Source organism: Collinsella sp. HCP3S3_E5 (genome assembly GCF_052067635.1).
Lineage (GTDB): Bacteria > Actinomycetota > Coriobacteriia > Coriobacteriales > Coriobacteriaceae > Collinsella.
Map to the genome: position 1 here is coordinate 1 of NZ_JBQHQF010000003.1, position 22539 is coordinate 22539.

Annotated in this window: 32 protein-coding genes and 1 riboswitch; of the genes, 26 read left to right on the plus strand and 6 right to left on the minus strand. The window is 57.8% G+C overall.

Annotated features, from left to right (window positions below; all coding sequences use genetic code 11):
- Positions 1–81 precede the first annotated feature (81 nt).
- Together ACTM82_RS01315 and ACTM82_RS01320 are read right to left on the minus strand one after the other, a co-directional pair.
- Positions 82–711, minus strand: coding sequence for a hypothetical protein (locus tag ACTM82_RS01315; protein ID WP_441055273.1), 630 nt, complete (start codon positions 709–711; stop codon positions 82–84).
- 5 nt (positions 712–716) lie between these two features.
- Positions 717–941 (minus strand): YlcI/YnfO family protein, encoded by a 225-nt coding sequence (locus ACTM82_RS01320; protein ID WP_441088501.1) that lies wholly within the window; start codon positions 939–941, stop codon positions 717–719.
- 496 nt (positions 942–1437) lie between these two features.
- On the opposite strand from ACTM82_RS01320, the gene ACTM82_RS01325 reads away from it, so the two are divergent.
- The 5 genes from ACTM82_RS01325 to ACTM82_RS01345 all read left to right on the plus strand — a co-directional run bounded on the left by ACTM82_RS01325 (position 1438) and on the right by ACTM82_RS01345 (position 5101).
- Positions 1438–1608: an MIT C-terminal domain-containing protein gene (locus tag ACTM82_RS01325; protein ID WP_441055271.1), complete on the plus strand. Its 171-nt coding sequence runs from the start codon at positions 1438–1440 to the stop codon at positions 1606–1608.
- Positions 1609–1686: 78 nt separating this feature from the next.
- The gene (locus ACTM82_RS01330) at positions 1687–2601 is read left to right on the plus strand and encodes a hypothetical protein (protein ID WP_441055269.1); all 915 of its coding nucleotides are present in this window, start codon (positions 1687–1689) and stop codon (positions 2599–2601) included.
- 108 nt (positions 2602–2709) lie between these two features.
- On the plus strand, positions 2710–3345 hold the full coding sequence (locus ACTM82_RS01335; protein ID WP_441055267.1) for a hypothetical protein: 636 nt from the start codon (positions 2710–2712) through the stop codon (positions 3343–3345).
- 450 nt (positions 3346–3795) lie between these two features.
- Entirely contained in the window at positions 3796–4524 is a 729-nt protein-coding gene (locus ACTM82_RS01340; RefSeq protein WP_441055265.1) for a DUF4230 domain-containing protein, read from the plus strand.
- 25 nt (positions 4525–4549) lie between these two features.
- A complete protein-coding gene (locus ACTM82_RS01345) occupies positions 4550–5101 on the plus strand; it encodes a DUF4230 domain-containing protein (RefSeq protein ID WP_441055263.1) in 552 nt (183 codons plus the stop codon).
- Positions 5102–5341: 240 nt separating this feature from the next.
- Here ACTM82_RS01345 and ACTM82_RS01350 read toward each other — a convergent pair whose 3' ends face one another.
- The 3 genes from ACTM82_RS01350 to ACTM82_RS01360 form a co-directional block, all read right to left on the minus strand.
- On the minus strand, positions 5342–5764 hold the full coding sequence (locus tag ACTM82_RS01350; protein WP_441055262.1) for a hypothetical protein: 423 nt from the start codon (positions 5762–5764) through the stop codon (positions 5342–5344).
- Positions 5765–5772: 8 nt separating this feature from the next.
- Positions 5773–5863, minus strand: a riboswitch (SAM riboswitch).
- A 264-nt stretch (positions 5864–6127) separates the two neighbouring features.
- Positions 6128–6817, minus strand: a complete 690-nt coding sequence (locus ACTM82_RS01355) for a hypothetical protein (protein WP_441055260.1) — start codon at positions 6815–6817, stop codon at positions 6128–6130.
- Between the two features lie 121 nt (positions 6818–6938).
- On the minus strand, positions 6939–7592 hold the full coding sequence (locus ACTM82_RS01360; RefSeq protein ID WP_441055258.1) for a helix-turn-helix transcriptional regulator: 654 nt from the start codon (positions 7590–7592) through the stop codon (positions 6939–6941).
- A 267-nt stretch (positions 7593–7859) separates the two neighbouring features.
- On the opposite strand from ACTM82_RS01360, the gene ACTM82_RS01365 reads away from it, so the two are divergent.
- Positions 7860–8450: a nucleotidyltransferase family protein gene (locus ACTM82_RS01365; protein WP_427747852.1), complete on the plus strand. Its 591-nt coding sequence runs from the start codon at positions 7860–7862 to the stop codon at positions 8448–8450.
- Between the two features lie 113 nt (positions 8451–8563).
- Here ACTM82_RS01365 and yqeC read toward each other — a convergent pair whose 3' ends face one another.
- Complete coding sequence (gene yqeC, locus ACTM82_RS01370) at positions 8564–9301, minus strand: selenium cofactor biosynthesis protein YqeC (protein WP_441055256.1); 738 nt, start codon at positions 9299–9301, stop codon at positions 8564–8566.
- A 102-nt stretch (positions 9302–9403) separates the two neighbouring features.
- Between yqeC and yqeB the strand changes: the two genes are divergently transcribed.
- The 20 genes from yqeB to ACTM82_RS01470 all read left to right on the plus strand — a co-directional run bounded on the left by yqeB (position 9404) and on the right by ACTM82_RS01470 (position 22525).
- Positions 9404–10198: a selenium-dependent molybdenum cofactor biosynthesis protein YqeB gene (gene yqeB / locus ACTM82_RS01375; RefSeq protein ID WP_441055254.1), complete on the plus strand. Its 795-nt coding sequence runs from the start codon at positions 9404–9406 to the stop codon at positions 10196–10198.
- Positions 10199–10207: 9 nt separating this feature from the next.
- Positions 10208–11251, plus strand: a complete 1044-nt coding sequence (locus ACTM82_RS01380; protein ID WP_441055252.1) for an XdhC family protein — start codon at positions 10208–10210, stop codon at positions 11249–11251.
- 298 nt (positions 11252–11549) lie between these two features.
- Positions 11550–12863: a uracil-xanthine permease family protein gene (locus tag ACTM82_RS01385; RefSeq protein ID WP_441055250.1), complete on the plus strand. Its 1314-nt coding sequence runs from the start codon at positions 11550–11552 to the stop codon at positions 12861–12863.
- Positions 12864–13170: 307 nt separating this feature from the next.
- Positions 13171–13728: a 50S ribosomal protein L5 gene (gene rplE, locus ACTM82_RS01390; protein WP_154516073.1), complete on the plus strand. Its 558-nt coding sequence runs from the start codon at positions 13171–13173 to the stop codon at positions 13726–13728.
- Positions 13729–13807: 79 nt separating this feature from the next.
- On the plus strand, positions 13808–13993 hold the full coding sequence (locus tag ACTM82_RS01395; protein ID WP_022094280.1) for a type Z 30S ribosomal protein S14: 186 nt from the start codon (positions 13808–13810) through the stop codon (positions 13991–13993).
- A gap of 119 nt (positions 13994–14112) precedes the next feature.
- Entirely contained in the window at positions 14113–14511 is a 399-nt protein-coding gene (rpsH, locus tag ACTM82_RS01400; protein WP_006235262.1) for a 30S ribosomal protein S8, read from the plus strand.
- Between the two features lie 33 nt (positions 14512–14544).
- Positions 14545–15081: a 50S ribosomal protein L6 gene (gene rplF / locus ACTM82_RS01405; RefSeq protein ID WP_370450587.1), complete on the plus strand. Its 537-nt coding sequence runs from the start codon at positions 14545–14547 to the stop codon at positions 15079–15081.
- Between the two features lie 75 nt (positions 15082–15156).
- On the plus strand, positions 15157–15525 hold the full coding sequence (gene rplR, locus ACTM82_RS01410) for a 50S ribosomal protein L18 (protein ID WP_118270231.1): 369 nt from the start codon (positions 15157–15159) through the stop codon (positions 15523–15525).
- A 14-nt stretch (positions 15526–15539) separates the two neighbouring features.
- Positions 15540–16064, plus strand: a complete 525-nt coding sequence (rpsE, locus tag ACTM82_RS01415) for a 30S ribosomal protein S5 (RefSeq protein WP_154516070.1) — start codon at positions 15540–15542, stop codon at positions 16062–16064.
- Between the two features lie 2 nt (positions 16065–16066).
- Positions 16067–16249 (plus strand): 50S ribosomal protein L30, encoded by a 183-nt coding sequence (rpmD, locus tag ACTM82_RS01420; protein ID WP_154516067.1) that lies wholly within the window; start codon positions 16067–16069, stop codon positions 16247–16249.
- Between the two features lie 3 nt (positions 16250–16252).
- Complete coding sequence (gene rplO, locus ACTM82_RS01425) at positions 16253–16702, plus strand: 50S ribosomal protein L15 (RefSeq protein ID WP_006235267.1); 450 nt, start codon at positions 16253–16255, stop codon at positions 16700–16702.
- Positions 16696–17982, plus strand: a complete 1287-nt coding sequence (gene secY, locus ACTM82_RS01430) for a preprotein translocase subunit SecY (RefSeq protein ID WP_441055248.1) — start codon at positions 16696–16698, stop codon at positions 17980–17982. The genes rplO and secY overlap by 7 nt, the downstream gene beginning before the upstream one ends.
- Positions 17983–18000: 18 nt before the next feature.
- Entirely contained in the window at positions 18001–18627 is a 627-nt protein-coding gene (locus tag ACTM82_RS01435) for an adenylate kinase (RefSeq protein WP_347486596.1), read from the plus strand.
- Positions 18624–19412, plus strand: coding sequence for a type I methionyl aminopeptidase (gene map, locus ACTM82_RS01440; protein ID WP_441055246.1), 789 nt, complete (start codon positions 18624–18626; stop codon positions 19410–19412). The genes ACTM82_RS01435 and map overlap by 4 nt, the downstream gene beginning before the upstream one ends.
- A 232-nt stretch (positions 19413–19644) precedes the next feature.
- Positions 19645–19863, plus strand: coding sequence for a translation initiation factor IF-1 (gene infA, locus ACTM82_RS01445; RefSeq protein ID WP_035137443.1), 219 nt, complete (start codon positions 19645–19647; stop codon positions 19861–19863).
- A gap of 150 nt (positions 19864–20013) precedes the next feature.
- Positions 20014–20127 (plus strand): 50S ribosomal protein L36, encoded by a 114-nt coding sequence (gene rpmJ, locus ACTM82_RS01450; RefSeq protein WP_006363204.1) that lies wholly within the window; start codon positions 20014–20016, stop codon positions 20125–20127.
- Between the two features lie 14 nt (positions 20128–20141).
- Positions 20142–20516 carry a 30S ribosomal protein S13 gene (rpsM, locus tag ACTM82_RS01455; protein WP_154516058.1) on the plus strand — a complete coding sequence of 125 codons (375 nt, stop codon included), beginning with the start codon at positions 20142–20144 and terminating at the stop codon, positions 20514–20516.
- A 14-nt stretch (positions 20517–20530) separates the two neighbouring features.
- Complete coding sequence (gene rpsK / locus ACTM82_RS01460) at positions 20531–20935, plus strand: 30S ribosomal protein S11 (RefSeq protein WP_006235274.1); 405 nt, start codon at positions 20531–20533, stop codon at positions 20933–20935.
- Positions 20936–20954: 19 nt separating this feature from the next.
- Positions 20955–21551, plus strand: a complete 597-nt coding sequence (gene rpsD, locus ACTM82_RS01465; protein ID WP_006235275.1) for a 30S ribosomal protein S4 — start codon at positions 20955–20957, stop codon at positions 21549–21551.
- A 32-nt stretch (positions 21552–21583) separates the two neighbouring features.
- Positions 21584–22525 carry a DNA-directed RNA polymerase subunit alpha gene (locus ACTM82_RS01470; protein ID WP_154516055.1) on the plus strand — a complete coding sequence of 314 codons (942 nt, stop codon included), beginning with the start codon at positions 21584–21586 and terminating at the stop codon, positions 22523–22525.
- Positions 22526–22539: the final 14 nt, after the last annotated feature.

Sequence of the window (22539 nt, forward strand, 5' to 3'; positions counted from 1 at the left end):
AGGCAAAGCCAAAGAGAGAAAGAGGCACGCCTTTGCCAAACCTGAAACCTTTCCTTGCCACGTGTGAAAAGAACCGCTGCCTCAATTGAAAGCCCGAGCTTGACACAAACAGGCCGTGATGCCGTCGATGACGGCGTCGGTGACGTCGTGGAGCTCGCCCGAGTCCCAGGCGTCGTCGAACTGCTTGAGCAGGGCGCGCGACTGGGAGGCGTCCAGGCGCATGGTCACGTCGGGAGCTTCCGCGGGGCTGTCGCAGCCGAGCTTGCGCGTGGTGAAGCCGTCGAAGGGCATGTAGGCTACGTTGTCGTCCGTCTTGTCGATATCCATGAAGCCGCTCATGCGCCCCTCGCCCTCGAAGGAGCGGAAGCGCGCCTTGCGGCGGATCCAGTTGGCGCATTCGGTCGCGACGGCCTTCTGCGTGAGCTCGTTGCGCAGCCTGATCTCGAAGTCGGTGCCGCAAAGGCCCTGCTCGCGGGATAGGCGCGGGATGTAGAACTCGCGCTTCTCGCGCGCTGGGCGCTGCTTGGTGAACGCCTGCGACGTGAAGACGAAGCGCAGCTCGTCGATGCCTTCGAGCTGCTCGGCGAGTTCCTGGTAGGCGTACATGGAGAACACCGACGCGGCTATCGCCACGCGGTCGCCGGCGGCTATGTTGGCGACGAGGTCGTCCTTGACGATGCGCGCCCTGTTGTCGAAGAAGTCGGGTTGCATGGGTTCTACGCCCCCTTCTTCGCGAGCTCTTCGATCATGCACGTGCGCACGAAGGCGGAGAAGCTCATGCCCCGCAGGGCCGCCTCCTCCTTCGCCGCGTCGCGCAAGGTGTCGGGAATGCGCAGGGTCACGGAGACCTGGTCGCCGTTCACCAGGAAGCTCCTGATCTCCGTCTCGTCGGGATTGCTCTTGATGAGCTCCTTGTAGCTATCGGGCATTTGCGCTCCCATCGCTCGAAATGCAATACAAATGCGTCCGAAAGTATTATAGCGGTGTATTAAAAGAGACCTTCGGTGCGAGCGGGTGAACGGCGCTGCTGTCTGGTTGGGCCGTGTCGTCAAGTGTCGATGGCCTGGTTGTCGTTTTCGTTATCAGCACTGAGATTCGTGTCTGCGCAATTCGCTTCTGTAGGGGACGTACCGTCGGAATAAGGCGAGGATCTCACCCGCGTAAAACTATGCTTCAATTCATATGCAGTAGCAGCCATAGCAAGCGTCGCAAAGATATGAGACATAGATACTCAATCGGCTTTGTGCCCTCCATGGCTAATATGTCATTCAACGGGCGTTTAGTCCTAGACGGCAAGAACAAAGAGGGGACAACCGTAAACGAAAGCAACCGAAGCGAATCTGCTCGACTTTATGGGTGTCGCGAAGATGCAGTTCGTCATTCCCGTGTGCCACCGAATTTACTCTTGGAGCGAAAAAGAGTGCGGAGCGCTTTGCGATGACGTTATGCAAGCGGGCCGTGATGGCGTGTCGCATTTATCTCAGCGGCGCTCTTCATGCACGCCATCTTCAGATCGATAACAGATGGGATATTCTGCTCGATTGTGGCTTGGATATTTGGCAACGTTTTGACATATTGAAAGCTGTCTGCCCGAAATGCGTCGCGTGAAAGCGTTTGAGCTTACCTACATGAAGGCGGGCGAACAGTAGGCTGCATGCGCCTTCCATTTTGAAGGAGAGAGACTCGGTGTATTCTTATCAAGTTCCTGACGGTTTCGGTCGGCGTGTCGAACAGTATCTAGCGGCTATTGTCCCGGATACAAAAGCTCTTACGGACTTACGACGTTGCCATTACGATTATGAAGACCTCGGTAACGCTTATTATGCGGGGATTAGACCGTCCCCCTGGGATTCAAATGCTATGGATGTAACCTTGCTTGGCCCGTCAGCGTCCATAGATCGCTTGCGCGAAATGAAGACCCTCCTTAATACGGCTGTTTCCAAGGCGTTGAATACGTCTGTGACTGGTCTTCTGCTGCATGAGCTGTTCTTGATTGATGACGTCGCGCCGTCCTCTCCTTCTTTTGCCTCTGATCAGGACAGATTCGATGTTGATGTTAAAAATGCTCAGATGATCAAAAAAGAAATTGTGAGGATTGGGGAGAACTTAAGTAAAAATAGCCTGTATACAGACGCCATTTCCGAGGATTCCATCAACGACTTCTTTCGTGATTTCTTGGACCGGCTGGATTGCTGTGAGGTCAAAGACCAGACTAGGCATGGGCTCTCCTCAAATGGCTCAGCGGCCGGGGAAGTCGATATTCTCTTGCAAAAAGATGGGCGCGAGGCGGCAATTATTGAAGGGCTTAAGCTGTCGTGCGTAAATGCTAGCTATATTGGTGAGCATATAAGAAAGGCAACAACCAACTATAATCCGCTCGGAACCCCGGTTTTTATTCTTGCTTATGTATCAACAAATGATTTTGATAAGTTTTGGTTGCGCTGTTTGGAGTTTTTAAAGAATTACTCCTTTGATGCAAAAGTGAAAAAGTCAATATTCCCCGAAACTGCCCCAAATGCTGCCTGTAGGCTGGCGTCGGCTGTTCTCTCACGTGATGGCTACTCTTTTCCGTTTTTTCTTTATTGCGTTCAAACTCATTAAATGAGTTAAATAAGTTAGCTCAATTATTAGAGGGATCCGGCAATACCAGCGAGGCACCCTATCCGTTCTGTATATCTATCCGGCAAGATCTTTCATAGAAAGGTACTTATGATTCAGCAAGTTGCTTTCGAAGTTCCCGCAGAAATTGCGGTGGGCCTAGCTTCGGGTAAGTATGTCCAATGGGGCGGTGTTGTGCGCGACGGCGCCGGGCATATTGTTCGGCATCTTAAGCCTGCAGATGTTCAAAATGGGGCCAACAAAGCGCTGCGTATAGCTGACCAGGCGGTTCAGCTTGCGAAACAGAACAAGAAAGTTGCTATAGCTGCGCTTGCGGTTGCGGGCGTAGCTGCGGTCGGCGGAGGCGTCTATGCGGGAGTAACTCGCGTGCGCCACAGCAAAGAAGGCGCGTTGCGAAAGAAGCGGATGGCAGACTTTAACTCCGCATTCTCGGAATACCTTAAGGCTTTGGGGGATGGCGAACTTACGATCGAGATGATTGACAGATTGGAAGGCGCCATAACTGCTCTTAATGACGGCAGGGAAGGCTTCACAGTCGAAATTAAGGGCGAGCAGTTTGAGGACATTGTTAAGTCCGTGCGCGACTACACTGATCGTCTGTCCAAGGCGAATGGCGAGAAGACCTCCAATGCCGTTCTTAAGCTGTTCGAAAAGAAGCCGAATGATATTGAGGGACTGAAGGAGTGTCTGAATACCCAACGAGGGATACTTTTGAGAGCGGCATAGAAGAGCCGCTATATTCGAGATATGGGTTTCTACACTCTCGTACGTCAAGCGTTCGAGCTCTCTGCAGCTGTCTATGTTCGCTCATCGCTCGTGATTGACTCGGGAGATTCTGACCACCGACATTTTGGCAACCAGATTACGGAAAGCGGGCTCACCGATCTCGGTGAGCCCGCAGACGTTGCGCATGCCGTTGTGGTTGCCTAATTTGAAGGCTGAGGCTGAATCTGCTGAGGGATGGATGCGAGGTATCTGATGGCGAGCTAAAGCCTGATGCTGATAATGCCAATGGTGCTGGCGAGAAGAATGAGGGCTATCAACGCAATCACAACTGCCAAAACTGCATACAACTGCTTCATTTTGCCTCCTGCCGAACTGGAAGAAATGAGTTCAATAACTGCTGATAGAATTCTACCAGCAGATTACTACTCAACGGTATGAGTGAGGCGTGTTTTGGAACATAGCAAACATGAGAGGGGCGTTCAGTCCGAATGTACCTCCGGGCATGATGAGCGTGTGGAAGTGTCTCGAAAAGAAGCGGTCGAGGCGAATGACAAGTGGGGTAAGAAGGTTGCCAAGTTTTTTGGAAAGCTGTCGACCAAGGTAAAGATCGCTTTGGTCGTGGTCATAGCGGTGACCCTTGTCGGATTTTTCGGCTTCATCCTCCCTTCAATGCTCGATAACGACGAAACTCAGTACCTCACGACATCGGATCTTAAGTCTGCTGTAGATATCGACAGTCTTTCTACGGTTGATTACACCTACCACGGCATCGTCGAGAAACACGGCAGGTTCCTCTGGATGGATCGCGTGGAATATCGCGTTAAATACGAGGCTCACATTCGTGCATCGTTTACGATGAGCGACATCCAGTTTGGCATCGACGAAGAGAATAAGGTCGTTACCGCCTATCTCCCCAAAGCGCAGGTTGGCGAGCCTCAGCTCGACAATAGTAAGTTTGGCTACCTTCCCGAAAACGCAACTGCAGATATAAAAGATGTTCTGTCACTTTGTCGTAAAGATGCCGCAGACGAAGTCGATAAAAAAGAGATTAAAAAACAGGCGGACACGAGCTTGCGGGATACCGTGAAGGCCCTGACGCTGCCGCTTATCGAGGGTGAGTACGAGCTTGATTTCAAACCGTTGGCCGATTACAAGGGGGAGGCTGACTCCAATGCGTAAACCATGGTTGGTATGCTTTGCCCTCGTGGCGGCGCTGTCGCTTACTGGGCTTTCGGGTTGCGCAAAAAAAGACGAAGAGCCTGATTTTTCGGATTATACGAAGATTGCCGAGCTTGCTACCGTTGAGTGCAGATTCCATAACGTCGCGGAAATCTATAACGACGGCACCAATATGTTGTTTGGGATAAACGTGGGATACAAGAAAGCGTGGTTCGAGTATGACGGAACGGTGCAACTGGGCGTTGACGTCTCCAAGGTAGATGTCAGTAGGCCGGACGAGAACAATGTCGTAACTATCACAGTCCCTAATGCGCAGATCCTCGGTCAGCCCCAAGCCGACGAGAGCACCTTTTCCGATATCTATAGCGATACCGGGTTGCTAACTCCTATTACGACAGTTGACCAGTCTGCTGCGCTTGAAGAAGCCCAAAATGAAATGATAAAAAGTGCCGAGGGCAATTCAGCATTGATGAACAGCGCCCGTGAAAGAGCTAAAACTCTCTTGAGTCAGTACGTCACTGGAATTGGTGAGCGGATGGGCGAGAAGTACGAAGTTCAGTTTAAGGATGCAGAATAGGCTGACTTACAATTGCCTTGCTTGAGAGGGGCTTCGGATATGAAGGGCCTCCCATTTCTGGTTGTGTTAGAGATGGGAGGCCTCTTTTTGTATTCAACATCTCTTTACTGCTGCGTATCTAGCCGCGGCATCAATGAACTTCGCTAGCGCTTTCGGACTGTCAAAGGCAGACACAAGTGCCAGCCTTTTGACACCGTGTGATCAAAGACTGCGCGCCACAATGATGCCTCCTGCGTTCGTCTACGCCATCGCAATCCCACACGCGGCACTCAGCAGCTCGTACTCCCTCTGGCTCCACTGGCGCAGCCCAGCCGCGCGCACGGCGTCGCGGCACAGGTCCAAAAACACCTCAGCGCCCTCGCAGAAGCACTCACGGGCAAAGGTGCCAGATCCGTCCGCAACGCACACGCCGTCGGCGAAGAGCTTCCAGCTAGACGGTTCGCGTGAATCGTCTCCGAGCAGCTTGATCTGCAGTACGTGAGGGTCGCCGGCGGCGCAGAGCTCTTCCTCGAGCACCTGCACGGTAAAGCGCATCTGGTGGGAGAGGCTGCTCTTAACCATGGCCGAGGCATAGCCGCTCGGTGCGTCCAGAAGATGCATTCGTTTTGGCTTGGCTGCCAGGTTGTGGAAGTTGCGCTCACTGCGCACGGAGAAATTGTCCATACGGACTCCTTTCATCGATGTTGGCAGGGCCACCGTGCCTCTTGGCCGGTTGGCGTCGGGATCGTGGAGCCAACTCTCTACCCCGACTCTGGATAAAACGCGCCCGCTCCTTGCGGGCACGATGGAGTGTATCAGCGCGCGCGGACACAAATCAAGCGCGCCTGCGAAATGATGTGCAGACGGCGCTTGATTACGCGGCAATTATTCGGCCAACATTCGGAAAAGTGTCGAAATCGGCCGTAAGAAAGTACGGAAAAGTGTCGAATCTGACGGTCTCAACATCTGGAAAAGTGTAACTGGATAACAAAACAGCACGTAGAAGCTGGTGCTACATATGGACGCTTCAGCCGCCCCTAACCCCCGCTACTCGTCCCCGTCGTTGGGGTCGCCCTTGAGGTTGTTGACGTCGAGGTAGTCGTTGCTCTCGTCCTCTTTTTGCTGCGTTGCCGATTCGGACTCGACGGGGCTGCGGAACAGCTGGAATCCCTCAAACGCAATGACGCCAAGTAGCACCACGACAATCGCTATAAAGATAATCTTTGCTACTGGATTGAAATCCAAAAAGCGCGGCGCCTCTTCTGCAGCGTAGTAGTCGCCATAATAATCGTCGTTATCAGTGTGGCTATCGGTGTATGAGGATGTGGGTATAGCTTGCGCATGGTCGTCCGGCTCGTATTCGGAAGCGGACGCGGCGACAAGCGGATTTACCGGCTCGCCGAGCGTCGGCGCTCCGGCAGATGTTTCGTCCAGATCGGCATCAGCCCAGGAATCGAAGGCAAACTGACGGGTCGCAAAGTCGTCGAGATCTGCAATGGGCGGTTCGGGCGCAAGATGCTGCGCCGCGGCGATAAACGATGCCGTCTCGGAGGGATCGCCTGTCGAATGGGTTCCGCCGCCCATGGGCTCGTCGGCTGTCCAGGGGCGATCGCTCATCACGTCGTCGAGGCTCAACGCAAACAGATCGTCTTCGCCCACGTCAAACGCGCGTTTCGCATGCCTGGCGGCAGAAGCGAAGCCTCCGTGGTCGTTGCGCGATGCGTTGCTCGACCCCATCTTGTTCCATCCTTTCGAACTGTCTCGTCCTTCGATTATATGGAACTTGCCTTGCGGCCGAGTCTTGGATTCGTGCATTCCAGAACTCACGCCCAAAAGGGGAGGGGCGCAGACGCGCTGACTATTTGTCGTCGGCCTCTGCCTTTGCCTCGTTGAGGTAGCTATAGAAGCTGTACTTAGAGATGCCAAAGAACTCGCAGGCACGCTCGCTCGACTTGGAAATGAGGAAGGCGCCGCGACGATCGAGGTAGCCAATGGCGCGAATGCGCTCATCTTTGGTCATAAGGGCTGCGGGCTTGCCCACGTATTGCTCGCACTCGCGCAGCAGATCTTCGAGCAAGTCGCCGATGGTTTTGGTAATGGGCTCGGGCTCGGTGTAGCCCGTGCCGTCGGTGCCGGTAAAGGCATCGAGCGAGCGCTCAAAAGCTTTCATGAGCGTAATGTCAAAGTTAATGCCCAAAATGCCGACAGGCTTGCCCTCGTCGTTGCGGATAAAGATGGTCGAGGACTTAAGCAGCTTGCCATCGGCGGTTTTGGTGAGGTATGGCTCGCGGTCGTGCACGTCGGTGGTGTCCTCGTGCATGGACTCAAACACAATATGGCTGGGACCGTCACCCAGTTTGCGCCCGCTTACATGGCCGTTTTCGATCACCACGATGGAGTGATCCACGTCCTCGGTCTCCAGGTCGTGGACGACGACTTCGCAGTTGGGGCCAAACTGGAGCGCCAGGCCGTGTGCAAGGCGCTTAAAAAACTCAATCTGTGCGGGGGTCATGGGTGCCTTCCTAAAAATTAGTTTGGGCACACTTTGCCATAAACCCCACTTGTTCGCAAATAACGAAAGTGCCGCTGCGTTATGAGCGCAACGCCGTCCGTTGGTTCCAGGCCTAAAGCCGGGTTGAGGTAAGCCATGTAAAGGGGGCGCTCTGCCAACCGGCGGGGTGCCCCCTTTTTGCATCGTGGGCGTGCGGGATAAGCGCTTTCGATGTAGATGCCCCGCGACGCGCGTTATGGGTACGATGGCTTCAGGGGAGGTATCGCCATGAAACTTGGTTGCGTCATTATGGCTTCGGGCGAGGGCAAGCGGTTTGGCTCTAACAAGATGCTTGCCGACATCTGTGGAAAGCCGCTGATTCAGCGGACGATTGAATCGGTGCCCAGGGGATTTGACGTTGTTGTTACGACGCGCTGGCCCCAGGTTGCCGAGATCTGCCGTGAGCTGCGCTGCGCGTGCGTACGGCACGATGGCGCGCTCAGGAGCGAGAGCGTGCGCGCCGGCCTTACTTGGGGAGCCGATCGCGATTGGAGGGGCTGCCTCTTTTTGCCGGGCGACCAGCCGCTCGTGAGTTCGGATTCCTTTGAGGCACTCGCCGGTGCTTTTAAGGCCAACGGCGGTGTCGCGCCCGTGCGTCTTGCCCTGAACGGCGAGCCGGCCTCTCCGGTGCTGTTCCCCGCGAGCTTCTTTCCTAACCTTATGGGGCTTAAGGGCAAGGACGGCGGATCGTCGCTGCTGCGCGGTCGTGCCGATATCCAGTTGGTCGAGGCACGTGCCTACGAGCTGTGGGATGTCGACACCGCCAAGGGCCAGCGCCGCGTCTCAGAACACGTTGCGGCCTGCTACGCGCCTCGCTAGCAGGGGGTGCCGCCAGGGTAGCTAATTTGGGACGGGGCTCTTTTAGCTACCCTGCCTACCTGATGATTTTTCTCTCAACATGGGGTAGCTAAAAGAGCCCCGTCCCAAATTAGCTACCCCTGGAGGCTGGTGGCGATGATGGAGCGGTCGAGAGCCGCTTCGAAGCGGGCGGCCATAGCCGGGTCGCTGAGCGCGTCGACTTGGTTGAGTATGACGTGCGCGGCGTCGAGCCTCAGCGCCTGCATCTCGGCATTGAGCACCTGGGCGACGCGCTCGGGCGTGGCGATGTCGGTGGGCTCGCAGCCGCAACGCTCGCAAAAGAGCTCGGGGCGGTGGACGGCTTCGTTGATGGGCTTGCCGAGCCCCGAGGCGCCGACGATCCAGACGATGTTGGCCGTGCCAGAGGGAATCACCGGCTCCCAGGCGGCGTGGGCTTTGAGCGGGAGCCGCTTGCTGCCGTCCGCCTCGGCCAAGACGTAGTTAAAGCGCTGTGCCAGCTCGCCGAGCGGCTCGGCGGGGGCAGAGAGCTTGCCCGTCTCGGGGTCCAAGACACCTGCTTGGCGGATGCTTCCCCGCGCAAGGCCCGCGCAGGCCTCGCAGGTGCAACCGGGGACATGTGCGGCGCCCGGCTTCCAAGGTGCGGAGTCCAGGCGACGACTCGACCCGTTCCATGGCACGCCGGCGACGGGAAACATATGCGTGGTGGTGCAGAGGAGCACGCGGCCGCCCGCGCGCATAAGCTCAAGGCCGAGCGTCTTTAGCAAGGTCGACTTGCCGCCGCTGCCGATAATCGCGGTAATGCCCGGCTCGAGCTTGAGCGCGGAGGCAAGGTTTCCGCTCGTCGTTTCCATCTGTTCACCGCCGTATAATACTGTGATAATAAATAATCATCAGAGTAGCGGTCGAACCGCTTTTGCTCTGCTCAAACCGTAGCACAGGGAGGTGCCCCGGAAATGCTCGTTTATGTTCGCGGCGCCGGCGATATCGCCACGGGCGTCGCCGCCCGTTTGGTGCGCGCCGGCGTGTCGGTTGTCATGGCCGATATCGCGGTTCCCACGTGTATCCGTCGCACGATCAGTTTTTGCGAGGCCATTCGCCTGGGCGAGGTTCAGGTCGAGGGCATTCGTGCCCGCTTGGCGCAGGCGCCGGCAGAGGCGCTTGCCATTACCCAGGCCGGAGATGTCGCCGTTGTGGTGGATCCCCAGGCCAAGATGCTCGACGAACTTAAGCCCGCTGCTGTGGTCGACGCGATCCTGGCTAAGCGCAACTTGGGCACCACGCGCGATATGGCGCCTGTCGTCATCGCCGTGGGGCCGGGCTTTACCGCGCCGGTCGATTGCGATGCTGTGGTCGAGACCATGCGTGGGCATTTCCTCGGCCGCGTCATCACCCAGGGCTCGCCCCAGCCCAATACGGGCGTGCCGGGTGTCATCGCCGGGTATGGCAAGGAGCGCGTTATCCACAGCCCCGCCGCCGGTGTGTTTAGGTCCGACCGCGCGATCGGTGACATCGTGAGTGCCGGCGATGTGATCGGGTATGCGGGCGACACTCCGATGGTCACGCAGATTGCCGGCTGCTTGCGCGGCCTTTTGGCCGACGGCGTTCTGGTGACCGAGGGCTTTAAATGTGCCGACGTCGACCCGCGCGGCGATGCCAGCTATATCAACTATATTTCGGACAAGGCGACGTCGGTCGGCGGCGGCGTACTCGAGGCGCTCGCCATGTTCACCGACGTTTTTAGGGGATAGGAAGCGACGATGGAAAAGCTCGATGTGGTGAATGCTGCGCTTGGCGCTCTGAAGGCCGGTAAGACGTGCGAGCTGGTGGTAGTTACCGGCACGGCAGGGTCATCGCCGCGCGGCGTGGGCGCCTGGATGGCCGTCTTTGCCGATGGCAGCCAAGCGGGCACCATCGGCGGCGGTAAGATCGAGCTCTTTGCGCTGGACGAGGCGCGCGAGCTGTTGGCCGCAGGGCAGTCGCGCCTGGTCCGCTACACCATGGGCGGCGAGAACTCCGATACCGGCATGATCTGCGGCGGAGCCATCTGCCTGTGTTATCTGCACCTGGATGCATCGCAGGCGCCGTTGTTCCAGTCGGTTGCCGACGTCTTGGCGTATCGACGCATCGGCGACTTCGTCATCGACTTTGAACCGTTTATCGCAAGCGCGCTCGAAAGCGACGCTGCCGAATACCATGGCGAGGAGTCGCGTCGCACCATTGTGGGCTGCCCCGGGCTTTCGCTGACGGAAGAGGGGAGTAAGGTCACCTACACCAACGCCGCCTCCGAGATTCCCCCGGCGCACATCGAGACGCTTTGCCCCGAGGGCCTGACCTACATCTTTGGCTGCGGTCACGTGGGCGCCGCGACGGCGCGCGTGCTCACGGCGGCGGGCTTTGCCGTTGTGGCGTGCGACGATCGCCCCGGCACGTTGACGCCCGAATGGGTGCCCGGCGTCTACGACCGTCGTCTGGTCGACTACAAGAACCTGGACGAGCAATGCCCCATCGGTCCGCGCGATCTGGTAGTCGTCGCCACGGCGGGCCACAAGTCCGATATCGATGTGGTGATTCAGGCCTTGCGCGCCAAGCCCGCCTATTTGGGTTGCCTGGGTTCGCGCCGCAAGACGGCCTTTGTGCGGGCTCGCTTGGAGCAGGAGGGCTTTACGCAGGACCAGATCGACGAGCTGCACCTGCCGATCGGCGTTGCCATTCAGGCCGAGGACCCCGAAGAGATCGCCATCTCCATCGCCGCCGAGATGATCCATCTGCGTCGCACCAAGCTCGTCCCCCGCAAGCGCTAGTCGCATCCCAGGGGTAGCTAATTTGGGACGGGGCTCTTTTAGCTACCCTGCCTGCTCGATGATTTTTCTGGGACGGGGACTAAAAAATCATTAGGTACGCAATGATTTTTAAATCCCCGTCCCAGAAAAATCATCTCGAGGCGTTCGCTCACTGTTGGGTAGCTAAAAGAGCCCCGTCCCAAATTAGCTACCCCAGCCCTCTGTCGCATGCGGGTCAAAATGCTACCTGTGCCATATGCCCTATAATGTCCGCCCGTTGGGCGGCATAGGGCCGCTGCCTAGGGTATGGGAGGCGCAAATGGCAGAGTCGGTGGCAGGGGACGCCCTGTTCGAGCGTACGGGAAAAGTTTCGTTTGTGCAGGTATTGCCCCATGCACTGCAGCATGTGCTGGCGGCATTCGCGGGTATCGTTACGCCCGCTATCATCATCGCGTCGGTCTGCGGCTTCACGCCTCAAGAGGAAGCCGCCGTCATTCAGGCGTCGCTGGTCCTCTCGGCGCTTGACATTTTCCTTCAACAGTTCCCCATAAAAGGCATCGTCGGCTCGGGCTTGCCCATTGTGATGGGTGCGAGCTTTACCTTCGTGCCGGCACTTAAAGCGGTCGGTCTTGAGCTTGGTTTCGAGGCCGTGCTGGGCGCTCAAGTTATCGGCGGCGCGCTCGTCGTGCTCTTCGGTCTTTTGTTTAAGCGCGTGAGCTTTCTGTTCCCAGCTCCGGTGCTCGGTACCGTAATCTTTGTTATTGGCCTGTCGCTGTGCCCGGTTGCCGTGGCGTCCATGGCAGGCGGGGAGGGCGCGGCCGATTTTGGCAGCGTCACCAACTGGACCGTCGCGCTCGTGACGTTTGTCGTCACCTTTATGGCCGGTAACTACGGCAAGGGCGCGCTCAAGCTGGGCGGCATCCTGGCCGGTATCTGCGCAGGTTTTGTCGTTGCGGCGGTGTTGGGCATGGTCGACTTCTCGGCTGTCGCGACTGCAAGTTGGTTTGCCCCACCGGCGTTTGGCGCCCATCGTCTGGTGTTCGATCCAGCGGCGTGCGCCGTGGTGGGCGTTGTGGCCATCGTGAACGCCGTGCAGGTTATGGGAGAGTTTGCCGCTGTGTCCTCTGCGGCGCTCGATACCCCCGCGACCGATAGTCAGATCTCGGGCGGATTGATCGCCAATGGTCTCGTCGGTATGCTCTCGGGCTTTTTGGGCGGCGTTCCCACGGCAACCTTTGGCCAGAATGTGGGCATCATCGCCGAGAACAAGGTCGTCAACCGTATGGTCTTTACGCTCGCAGCCGCCATTCTGCTCGTCGCGGGCCTGCTGCCCAAGTGCGCGGCAGTGCTCACGTCCATTCCGCAGCCGGTGATCGGCGGCGCCACGATCGGCGTGTTCGCAACCATCGGCATGAACGGTGTGGTCATGTTTTCCCGCCACGGCCTGTCTCAGCGCGATACCACGCTCATGGGTCTCTCCATCGCCTTTGGCACGGGCATTGAGCGCACGGCCGGCGCGCTTGCCGGCGCTGGATTCCCCGCATGGGTCGACACCGTCTTTGGCGGATCCTCCATTGCCGTCGCCGCACTTGTCGCCGTCGTCCTCAACCTGGTCCTGCCTCGCCAAAAATAACGCCCCATATATGAGTTGCGGTGAAATACGGATTGTTTAAGCCGGTTAAGCCGTCAAACAGTCCCTATTTCACCGCAACGGCTTTTTGGGACCCATTTGTGCGAGGGAGTTGTGGAGTTGTGCAGGCAGACGATGTTTTTCTGGAAATACGCACCCAATGCGCGTATAGTACCGATTGTTTTGTCGGCTCCTGCTGCGTCGAGTCCAAACCGCGAAATGCCATGAGCGGCGCGGATGCAGTCAGGAGGCACGAGGACAACCCACCGTGGCCACGCCCCGTGCTTAAAACCCCAAGAAGGAGTGAACAATGGCAGAAGAGAAGTATGTGCCGCGTCTGAAGGCCAAGTACAACAACGAGGTCAAGCAGCAGCTTCAGGACAAGTTCCAGTACGAGAACGTCATGATGATCCCCAAGTTTGAGAAGATCGTCGTGAACATGGGTGTCGGCGAGGCCGCTACCGATTCCAAGGCCATCGACGGTGCCGTGCGCGACCTGCGCGCCATCACCGGCCAGCAGCCGATGATCACCCGTGCCCGCAAGTCCATCGCTACCTTCCGCCTGCGCGCTGGTATGCCGATCGGCTGCAAGGTTACCCTGCGTGGCGACCGTATGTGGGAGTTCTTCGATCGTCTGACCTCCGTCGCTATCCCCCGTATCCGCGACTTCCGCGGCATCTCCGCCAAGAGCTTCGACGGCCGTGGTAACTTCTCCATGGGCGTCACCGAGCAGCTCATCTTCCCCGAGATCGACTTTGACTCCGTCGATCACCAGCGTGGTATGGACATCACTTTCGTGACCACCGCCAACACCGATGAGGAGGCCAAGGCCCTTCTGGACGCCTTTGGTTTCCCGTTCAAGAAATAGGTTCACCTGCCCTATAAGCGCCGTTCCCACAAGGGGTCGGCGCTTGGGGCGAACAATACTCTATGTGAGGAGGATATAAGTGGCTAAGACATCGATGATCGTCAAGTGCAATCGCAAGCAGAAGTTCTCTACTCGTGAGTACACGCGCTGCCAGCGCTGCGGCCGTCCGCACTCTGTGTACCGCAAGTTCGGCCTGTGCCGTGTCTGCTTCCGCGAGCTTGCACTCAAGGGCGAGCTTCCCGGCGTTAAGAAGGCCAGCTGGTAAGTCACTACCAGCGTTTCAAGCATCCGTTTGGAACAGGGAAAACGTGCTAGTTAGGCTTTGCCGTTAAGGGCGGCGAAGAACCAAGAGCACGTGTTCATCAAGAACGAAGGAGAATCTGTATGAACCTTACAGACCCGATCGCAGATATGCTTACGCGCATTCGTAACGCTAACTCTGTGAACAAGGCCACGGTCTCCATGCCGAGCAGCAAGAAGCTCGTCGAGATCGCTCGTGTTCTGCACGAGGAGGGCTACATCGAGGGCTACGATGTCGAGGACACCGTTCCCCAGAAGACTCTGCACATCACGCTTAAGTATGGCCCCAAGAAGGCTAAGGTCATCAACGGCATCCGCCGCATTTCCAAGCCGGGCCTGCGTAAGTACACCGGCGTTGCCGACATGCCCCGCGTCCGCGGTGGCCTTGGTACCGCCATTATTTCCACCAGCCATGGCGTCATGACCGACCGCGATGCTCGCAAGCACAACGTCGGCGGCGAGATCATCGCTTACGTCTGGTAATTCGCTCGGTAGGTAGAAGGAAAGGAGATCACCGTGTCTCGTATCGGTAATAAGCCTGTCCAGATTCCCGCCGGAGTCGAAGTGGCAGTCAACGGCAACAACGTTGTCGTCAAGGGCCCCAAGGGCCAGCTCGAGCTCGATGTCTATGAGAAGCTCGCTATCAATATCGAGGACAACGTCCTCACCGTTTCCCGTCCCGACGACGAGCGTGAGACCCGTGCCCGCCACGGCCTCACCCGCGCCCTCATCCACAACATGGTTGTTGGCGTTTCCGAGGGCTTCGAGAAGAAGCTCGAGCTCGCCGGCGTCGGTTACCGCGTGCAGCAGAAGGGCAAGAACCTCGAGTTCTCCCTGGGCTTCTCGCACCCCGTGATCGTCGAGGCTCCCGAGGGTATCACCTTCGAGGTTCCCGACAACACCCACGTGAACGTCAAGGGTATCAACAAGCAGCAGGTCGGTCAGATCGCCGCTGAGATCCGCGGCCATCGTCCTCCCGAGCCTTACAAGGGCAAGGGTATCCACTACGTTGGCGAGCACATCCGCCGCAAGCTGGGTAAGGCCGCCAAGTAGTCGTAACCGACTCACTCGCATAAGACCAGCACCCCGTTAGGTGCTGGCAAGATCAACCTTTTTAGGAGTTTACGTATGAACAAGCATAAGGCGAAGCTGGAAGGCCTCAAGCGTCGTCAGCGTCGTGTTCGCGGCAAGATCTCGGGTACCGCCGAGCGTCCGCGTCTTCGCGTGACCCGTACCAACGCCAACATCTATGCCCAGATCATCGACGACAGCAAGGGCTCCAGCCTGACGCTCGTCTCTGCCTCGACCCTCGAGGCCGAGTTCAAGGGCACCCACACCTCGAACAAGGAGGCTGCGGAGAAGGTCGGTCAGCTCGTTGGCAAGCGCGCCATCGAGGCCGGCATCACCAAGGTCGCCTTCGATCGCGGTGGCCGTATCTACCATGGCCGCGTCAAGGCCCTCGCCGACGGTGCTCGTGCCGCCGGTCTCGAGTTCTAGGAGGTATGTAGCACATGGCTCGTAATCAGAAGCAGCAGCGCGAGGCCTCCGAGTTCGAGGAGCGCGTCGTTTACATCAACCGCGTGTCGAAGACCGTCAAGGGCGGCCGTCGCATGAGCCTCGTCGCTCTCGTCGTCGTTGGCGACGGCAAGGGCAACGTCGGCGTTGGCATGGGCAAGTCCGCTGAGGTGCCCATGGCCATCTCCAAGGCGTCTCTCGATGCCAAGAAGAACATGTTCCACGTGCCGGTGACCGAAGAGGGTACCATTCCGCACGAGGTTATCGGCCACTTTGGTGCCGGCCGCATCATCATCAAGCCCGCTGTCGAGGGTACCGGCGTTATCGCCGGCGGCGCTGTGCGTCCCCTCTTTGAGCTTGCTGGCATCAAGAACGTCCTGTCCAAGTCCCTCGGTACCGACAACGGCCTCAACATCATCAAGGCTGCCGTCGAGGGCCTCAAGGAGCTCTCCAGCCCTGAGGACGTCGCGGCTCGCCGTGGCCTGACGGTCTCCGAGATGTTCGTCGGTAAGGAGAACTAAGCATGGCTGACACCATCAAGATCAAGCAGGTCCGCAGCACCAACGGTTGCAAGCAGGACCAGGTCCGTACTGTCCGTGCCCTCGGTCTCCACAGGATCCGCGAGGTTCGCGAGATTACTGACAACGAGTCCGTCCGCGGCATGATCTTCAAGGTCAAGCACCTTGTCGAGATTGTAGAGGAGTAGCAAATGCAGCTTCACGATCTTACTCCCGCGCCCGGTTCCACCAAGAACCGCAAGCGCGTTGGCCGTGGCAATTCTTCGGGTCACGGCACCACTTCTGGCCGCGGCCAGAAGGGCCAGGGCTCTCGCTCTGGCGGCACCAAGGGTGCCGGCTTCGAGGGTGGCCAGACTCCGCTGGCTATGCGCCTGCCCAAGCTTCCGGGCTTCCGCAACCCCCGTCGTATCGAGTACACCGCTGTTAACGTTGAGCGTCTCGAGCGTAAGTTCGAGGATGGCGCTGTAATCGACGGTGCCGCTCTTAAGGCCGCTCGCATCACCAAGAGCGAGTTCGAGCCCGTCAAGGTGCTCGGCAATGGTGAGCTTACCAAGAAGTTCACGGTCAAGGTCGACAAGGTCAGCGCTTCTGCGCAGGCCAAGATCGAGGCCGCCGGCGGAAAGGTCGAGCTGCCGTGCTAAATGGTCTTAAGAATGCTTTCCGCATCAAAGAACTGCGCGAAAAGATTCTTTTTACCATAGCTATGCTCGTCGTGTACCGCATTGGTGCGCACGTTCCTGTGCCCGGCATTCCCTTCCAGGGGATGCTGGGCCTTTTCTCGACCGATAACAATTCGGTCGCCGCAGGTGCTATGGCCCTCCTGAATCTTTTCTCTGGCGGCGCGTTGAGCTATGTGTCGGTGTTTTCGCTGGGCATCATGCCTTACATCACCAGCTCGATCATCCTCCAGATGCTCCAGGCCGTTGTGCCTTCCCTGCATGAGCTTGCCCGCGAGGGCGAGGTCGGTCAGACCAAGATTACGCAGTATTCGCGTTACCTCACCCTGGCTCTGGCAATCCTCAACTCCGTGGGTTACCTCTTCCTCTTTAAGAGCTTCGGCATCAGCTTTAATGGCGCCGCCGCTCCCGAGATCATCTTCGACCTCATGATCGTCGGCACGCTCACCGCGGGCGCCATGCTGATCATGTGGATTGGTGAGCTCATTACCCAGCGCGGTATCGGCAATGGCATGTCGCTGATCATCTTTGCGAACATCATGGCCGGTCTGCCGCAGGCGATCTTCTCCAGCACCGAGGGCAATGGCGGTGGCATCATCACTATGGTGATCATCTGCGCCATCATCCTGCTGGTTATCCCGCTGATCGTTTTCCTTGAGCGCGGCCAGCGCCGCATTCCGGTCTCCTACGCTAAGCGCGTCGTGGGCCGTCGCATGATGGGTGGCCAGACCACCTACCTGCCCATCAAGGTCAACACCGCGGGTGTCGTGCCGATCATCTTCGCTTCGGCGCTGCTGTACTTCCCGGCTCAGGTTGCCGTGTTCTTCCCCGGCATCGGCTGGATTCAGGCAGTTGCCTCTGCGCTTTCGACCGGTTGGCTCAACTGGGTGCTTAACGTTTTCCTCATCGTGTTCTTCGCGTACTTCTACACCTCCATGGTGTTCAATCCCGATGACACGGCCGACAACCTTAAGAAGCAGGGCGGCTTTATTCCGGGCGTTCGTCCGGGTAGGGCTACCGCGGCCTACATCAAGAACGCGCTCAACAAGATTACGCTTCCCAGCGCTGTCTTTTTGGCGCTCATCGCCATCGTGCCTTCGATCATCTTCTCCTTCACGGGCAATCAGCTGATCCAGGCATTTGGCGGCACGTCCATCCTCATCATGGTCGGCGTCGTGCTCGACACGGTCGACAAGCTCGAAGGCCAGATCAAGATGTATGATTACGATGGATTCTTTAAATAGGCTAGAGGAGGATTGCTCATGAACCTCGTATTGCTCGGAGCTCCGGGTGCCGGTAAGGGCACCGTTGCACAGGAGCTCGTCGCCGAGTTTGGCGTCGCCCACATCTCCACGGGCGACCTGCTGCGTGCTGCCGTCAAGGGTGGCACCGAGCTTGGTATTCAGGCTAAGAAGTACATGGACGCTGGCGAGCTCGTTCCCGACCAGCTCGTGATCGACCTTGTCAAGGAGCGCCTTGCCGCCGATGACGCCCAGCAGGGCTTCATCCTCGACGGCTTCCCGCGCAACACCGCCCAGGCTGTGACGCTCGATTCCGAGCTCTCCGCCATGGGCCGCGAGATCGACTGTGCCCTTCTGGTCGACGTGGCCCCCGAGGTCATTATCGATCGTCTGTCTTCGCGTCGCACCTGCCGCGCCTGCGGTTACACCGGCACTGCTGCCGATGTTACCTGCCCCAAATGCGGCGGCGAGATGTATCAGCGCGACGACGATAAGCCCGAGACCATCAAGAACCGTCTCGACGTCTACGAGAAGTCCACGAGCCCGCTTGTCGATTACTATCGTGGCCAGGGTCTGCTCAAGTCGGTCAACGGTGACCAGGCTCGCGAGACCGTATACGGGGATGTCAAAGAGGCCCTCGGTCTATGATTAAGATTAAGTCTGCAACGCAAATCGAGCAGATGAAGAAGGCAGGAGCGCTATCTAAGATGGCGCTCCGCCACGTTGGAGCCATGGTGCGCCCCGGCGTTTCGACTTTTGAGCTCGATCAGCTCGCGGAGCAGATTATCCGCATGCATGGCGGCACCCCGGCCTTTAAGGGTTACGGCGGGTTCCCGGGGACCATTTGCGCATCGATCAACGATGCCGTGGTCCACGGTATTCCCAACCCCGATATGATCCTGCGCGATGGCGATATCATCTCTATCGATACGGGAGCCGTTGTCGACGGTTGGGTTGGCGATAACGCATGGACGTTTTTCGTCGGCACCCCTACGCCCGAGGCCAAGGCCCTGTGCGAGGTTACGCGCGATTGCCTTAAGGCTGCCATTGAGCAGGCTGTTCCCGGTAACCATATCGGGGATGTTGGTTATGCCGTCCAGTCCCTCGCCGAGTCTCACGGTTATGGCGTGCTTCGTGACTATGTGGGCCATGGCATTGGCCGCGTGATGCACGAGGACCCCAACGTTCCTAACTATGGAAAGAAGGGGAGGGGCGTTCGCCTCCAGGCCGGTATGGTCATTGCCATCGAGCCGATGGTAACGATGGGTTCCAACCATGTGAGCACGGGCTCCGACGGTTGGATCGTCACCACCAACGACCACCTGCCCGCCGCGCACTACGAGAACACCGTCGCCATCACCAATGACGGTCCGGTGATTCTTACCGCCGATGCGCAAGGATCCTGGTGTGCGCTCCAAGGCGGAGAAATGTAAAAGTCGCCGCCCCCTGATGCCCAACCTCGCCTTTCAATTTCGAAGGCATGCCCCCAAGGTCTATGCCTTCTCATTTCAAGGCGATCTTGGGCATCAGGGAACGGCTTTGTTTTACATTTCAAATGTAACAAGTTCCACGTAGTTGTGGAGCCATTACGAAGTTATTACGATGCGTGTATACGTGTTGTAGAATACTCAATCGCTGTCGTTTTCTAGAGAAAGATGATTGCTTGTGAAGAAGGAAGACGCAATTGAGCTCGAGGGTACGGTAAAGGAACCGTTGCCTAATGCCATGTTTAAGGTCGAGCTCGAGAACGGTCATTCGGTTCTGTGCAACATTTCTGGCAAGATTCGAATGAATTACATCCGTATTCTCCCCGGTGACAGGGTTGTCGTGGAGCTTTCCCCGTACGACCTGACCCGCGGCCGCATCACCTATCGCTACAAATAGCGGCACGCATACACGCACTCTATTTCCGACTGCAGGCTTAGCTCAACCTACGGTCGGATTGTGTGTGAAGACCAGCCATAGTTTTAAACGCCTGCGGCTGGGCGAGTAGATAGTAGGGAAGTAGTTTGAGCGCTACCGAAAGGAAGAACGATGAAGGTACGTCCTTCGGTCAAGAAGATGTGCGATAAGTGCAAAATCATTAGGCGCCATGGCAAGGTCCTCGTCATTTGCGAGAACCCCCGTCATAAGCAGCGTCAGGGTTAAGAGAGGAGACTACGTTGGCCCGTATTAATGGTGTCGACCTCCCGCGTGAGAAGCGCGTTGAGATCGGTCTGACCTACATTTACGGCATCGGCCGCACCACTGCGACGAAGATTTGCGTCGAGTGCAACGTTAACGTGGATACGCGCGTTAAGGACCTCACCGAGGATGAGGTTAACGCCATCCGCGAGTATATCGACAAGAACCAGATCATGGTTGAGGGCGACCTCCGCCGTGAGCGCAACCAGAACGTCAAGCGCCTTATGGACATCGGCTGCAACCGCGGCCTTCGTCACCGCAAGGGCCTCCCGGTCCGCGGCCAGCGCACCCACACTAACGCTCGTACCCGCAAGGGCCCGAAGCGTCAGATCGGTGCTAAGAAGAAGAAATAAGGAGCGCTAGATAGATGGCTACTGCTAAGAAGAACGTTCGCGCTGCCCGTCTGAAGCGCGCGGACCGTAAGAACATTTCCGTGGGCCAGGCTCACATCCGTTCTACGTTCAATAACACGATCGTTTCGATCACCGATCCCCAGGGCAACGTCATTTCCTGGAAGTCGGCTGGCCAGGTGGGCTTCAAGGGCTCCCGTAAGTCCACGCCGTTCGCTGCCCAGATGGCTGCCGAGGCTGCTGCCAAGCAGGCCATGGAGCACGGTATGAAGAAGGTTTCCGTCTTCGTCAAGGGCCCCGGCTCCGGTCGTGAGACCGCCATCCGCTCCCTCCAGGCTGCTGGCCTCGAGGTCTCGAGCATTCAGGACAAGACCCCCATCCCGCACAACGGCTGCCGCCCCAAGAAGCGTCGCCGCGTGTAACTGAAAGGATCGTATCAATATGGCAATCGACAGGACTCCTGTTCTTAAGCGCTGCCGTCAGCTCGGGATCGATCCCGCTGAGCTCGGTTACAGCAGCAAGAAGGAATCTATCCGTCAGCCCAAGCGCCGTCGCAAGGAATCTGAGTACGGCATGCAGCTGCGCGAGAAGCAGAAGGTCAAGTTCATCTATGGCGTTCTGGAGAAGCAGTTCCACGGCTACTTCAACAAGGCCCGTAAGATGAACGGTGTCACCGGTGAGAACCTCATGATCATCCTTGAGTCTCGCCTCGACAACGTTGTTTTCCGTCTTGGCTTCGCTCGCACCCGTAAAGAGGCTCGTCAGTCCGTCCGCCACGGTCACTTCACCGTGAACGGCAAGCGCGTGGACATCCCGTCCTACCGCGTCAAGGCCGGCGACGTCGTCGCTGTCGGCGAGAAGTTCCGTGACCTCCTCCCCATCAAGGAGGCTCTGATTTCCTCCGAGCGCTTTGAGGTCCCTGGCTGGCTTGAGGTCGATATCGAGAAGCTGTCTGGTAACGTGCTCGCTCTGCCGACGCGTGAGCAGATCAGCGGTGATATCAACGAGCAGCTCATCGTCGAGCTCTACTCTAAGTAGTCCATCCGGGCTGCTGAGGCTGGAGGTAATACATGTCAGAATTCATTAGGCCTCAGGTTCAGGTCGAAGAGATCAACGAGACGTCTGCCCGTGTCTCCGTCGAGCCGCTCGAGCGCGGTTACGGCGATACGCTGGGCAACTCCCTGCGTCGCGTTCTTCTGTCCTCGCTCGAGGGTGCCGCCGTCGAGGCTATTCAGATCGATGGTGCGCAGCACGAGTTCATGACCATCCCTAACATGGTCGAGGATGTCACTGACATCGTCCTGAATGTCAAGGGTCTTGTCTTCAGGGCTCTCGGCACGACCGACGAGGCGACCGCCACCATCTCGGTTGACGGCCCCTGCGAGGTCACCGGTGCGGACTTCTTTATTCCGTCCGAGTTCGAGTTGGTCAACCCCGAGCAGCACATCGCTACGCTCACCGAGGGTGGCCATCTCACCATGAGCATGCGCATCGGCTATGGCCGCGGCTATGTCTCTGGCGAGGCCAACAAGCGCGACAACGATCCCATCGGTGTGATCCACGTCGACTCGCTGTACTCGCCGGTATCCCGTTGCGCCAAGCTCGTTGAGGCTTGCCGTGTCGGTCAGCACACCGACTACGACCGCCTTGTCCTCGAGATCGAGACCAACGGCTCCATCGCCCCGCGCGACGCCGTGGTCCAGGCTGCCAATATCATCAACCAGCATATGGCTGCCTTTATGAACCTTGCCGAGACCCCCGAGGTCGAGGAGGAGGTTTCGATCTTCGCTCCCGAGGTCACCAACGACAACGCCGAGCTGGACAAGCAGATCGAGGATCTGGACCTTTCTGTCCGTTCCTACAACTGCCTTAAGCGTGCCAGCATTCACTCGGTCCGTCAGCTCGTTGAGTTCTCGGAGAACGATCTTCTGAACATCCGCAACTTCGGTGTTAAGTCGATCGAGGAAGTGAAGGACAAGCTTGAGTCCATGGGCCTGAGCCTGAAGGCTTAATGCTTCGCATATTT

What these genes read in the sequence shown, in the direction of transcription:
- ACTM82_RS01315 (WP_441055273.1), bottom strand. Translation starts at nt 711, where the DNA reads ATGCAACCCGACTTCTTCGACAACAGGGCGCGCATCGTCAAGGACGAC.
- ACTM82_RS01320 (WP_441088501.1), bottom strand. Translation starts at nt 941, where the DNA reads ATGGGAGCGCAAATGCCCGATAGCTACAAGGAGCTCATCAAGAGCAAT.
- ACTM82_RS01325 (WP_441055271.1), top strand. Translation starts at nt 1,438, where the DNA reads ATGACGTTATGCAAGCGGGCCGTGATGGCGTGTCGCATTTATCTCAGC.
- ACTM82_RS01335 (WP_441055267.1), top strand. Translation starts at nt 2,710, where the DNA reads ATGATTCAGCAAGTTGCTTTCGAAGTTCCCGCAGAAATTGCGGTGGGC.
- ACTM82_RS01350 (WP_441055262.1), bottom strand. Translation starts at nt 5,764, where the DNA reads ATGGACAATTTCTCCGTGCGCAGTGAGCGCAACTTCCACAACCTGGCA.
- ACTM82_RS01355 (WP_441055260.1), bottom strand. Translation starts at nt 6,817, where the DNA reads ATGGGGTCGAGCAACGCATCGCGCAACGACCACGGAGGCTTCGCTTCT.
- ACTM82_RS01360 (WP_441055258.1), bottom strand. Translation starts at nt 7,592, where the DNA reads ATGACCCCCGCACAGATTGAGTTTTTTAAGCGCCTTGCACACGGCCTG.
- ACTM82_RS01365 (WP_427747852.1), top strand. Translation starts at nt 7,860, where the DNA reads ATGAAACTTGGTTGCGTCATTATGGCTTCGGGCGAGGGCAAGCGGTTT.
- yqeC (WP_441055256.1), bottom strand. Translation starts at nt 9,301, where the DNA reads ATGGAAACGACGAGCGGAAACCTTGCCTCCGCGCTCAAGCTCGAGCCG.
- yqeB (WP_441055254.1), top strand. Translation starts at nt 9,404, where the DNA reads ATGCTCGTTTATGTTCGCGGCGCCGGCGATATCGCCACGGGCGTCGCC.
- ACTM82_RS01380 (WP_441055252.1), top strand. Translation starts at nt 10,208, where the DNA reads ATGGAAAAGCTCGATGTGGTGAATGCTGCGCTTGGCGCTCTGAAGGCC.
- ACTM82_RS01385 (WP_441055250.1), top strand. Translation starts at nt 11,550, where the DNA reads ATGGCAGAGTCGGTGGCAGGGGACGCCCTGTTCGAGCGTACGGGAAAA.
- rplE (WP_154516073.1), top strand. Translation starts at nt 13,171, where the DNA reads ATGGCAGAAGAGAAGTATGTGCCGCGTCTGAAGGCCAAGTACAACAAC.
- rpsH (WP_006235262.1), top strand. Translation starts at nt 14,113, where the DNA reads ATGAACCTTACAGACCCGATCGCAGATATGCTTACGCGCATTCGTAAC.
- rplR (WP_118270231.1), top strand. Translation starts at nt 15,157, where the DNA reads ATGAACAAGCATAAGGCGAAGCTGGAAGGCCTCAAGCGTCGTCAGCGT.
- rpsE (WP_154516070.1), top strand. Translation starts at nt 15,540, where the DNA reads ATGGCTCGTAATCAGAAGCAGCAGCGCGAGGCCTCCGAGTTCGAGGAG.
- rpmD (WP_154516067.1), top strand. Translation starts at nt 16,067, where the DNA reads ATGGCTGACACCATCAAGATCAAGCAGGTCCGCAGCACCAACGGTTGC.
- rplO (WP_006235267.1), top strand. Translation starts at nt 16,253, where the DNA reads ATGCAGCTTCACGATCTTACTCCCGCGCCCGGTTCCACCAAGAACCGC.
- ACTM82_RS01435 (WP_347486596.1), top strand. Translation starts at nt 18,001, where the DNA reads ATGAACCTCGTATTGCTCGGAGCTCCGGGTGCCGGTAAGGGCACCGTT.
- map (WP_441055246.1), top strand. Translation starts at nt 18,624, where the DNA reads ATGATTAAGATTAAGTCTGCAACGCAAATCGAGCAGATGAAGAAGGCA.
- rpmJ (WP_006363204.1), top strand. Translation starts at nt 20,014, where the DNA reads ATGAAGGTACGTCCTTCGGTCAAGAAGATGTGCGATAAGTGCAAAATC.
- rpsK (WP_006235274.1), top strand. Translation starts at nt 20,531, where the DNA reads ATGGCTACTGCTAAGAAGAACGTTCGCGCTGCCCGTCTGAAGCGCGCG.
- rpsD (WP_006235275.1), top strand. Translation starts at nt 20,955, where the DNA reads ATGGCAATCGACAGGACTCCTGTTCTTAAGCGCTGCCGTCAGCTCGGG.
- ACTM82_RS01470 (WP_154516055.1), top strand. Translation starts at nt 21,584, where the DNA reads ATGTCAGAATTCATTAGGCCTCAGGTTCAGGTCGAAGAGATCAACGAG.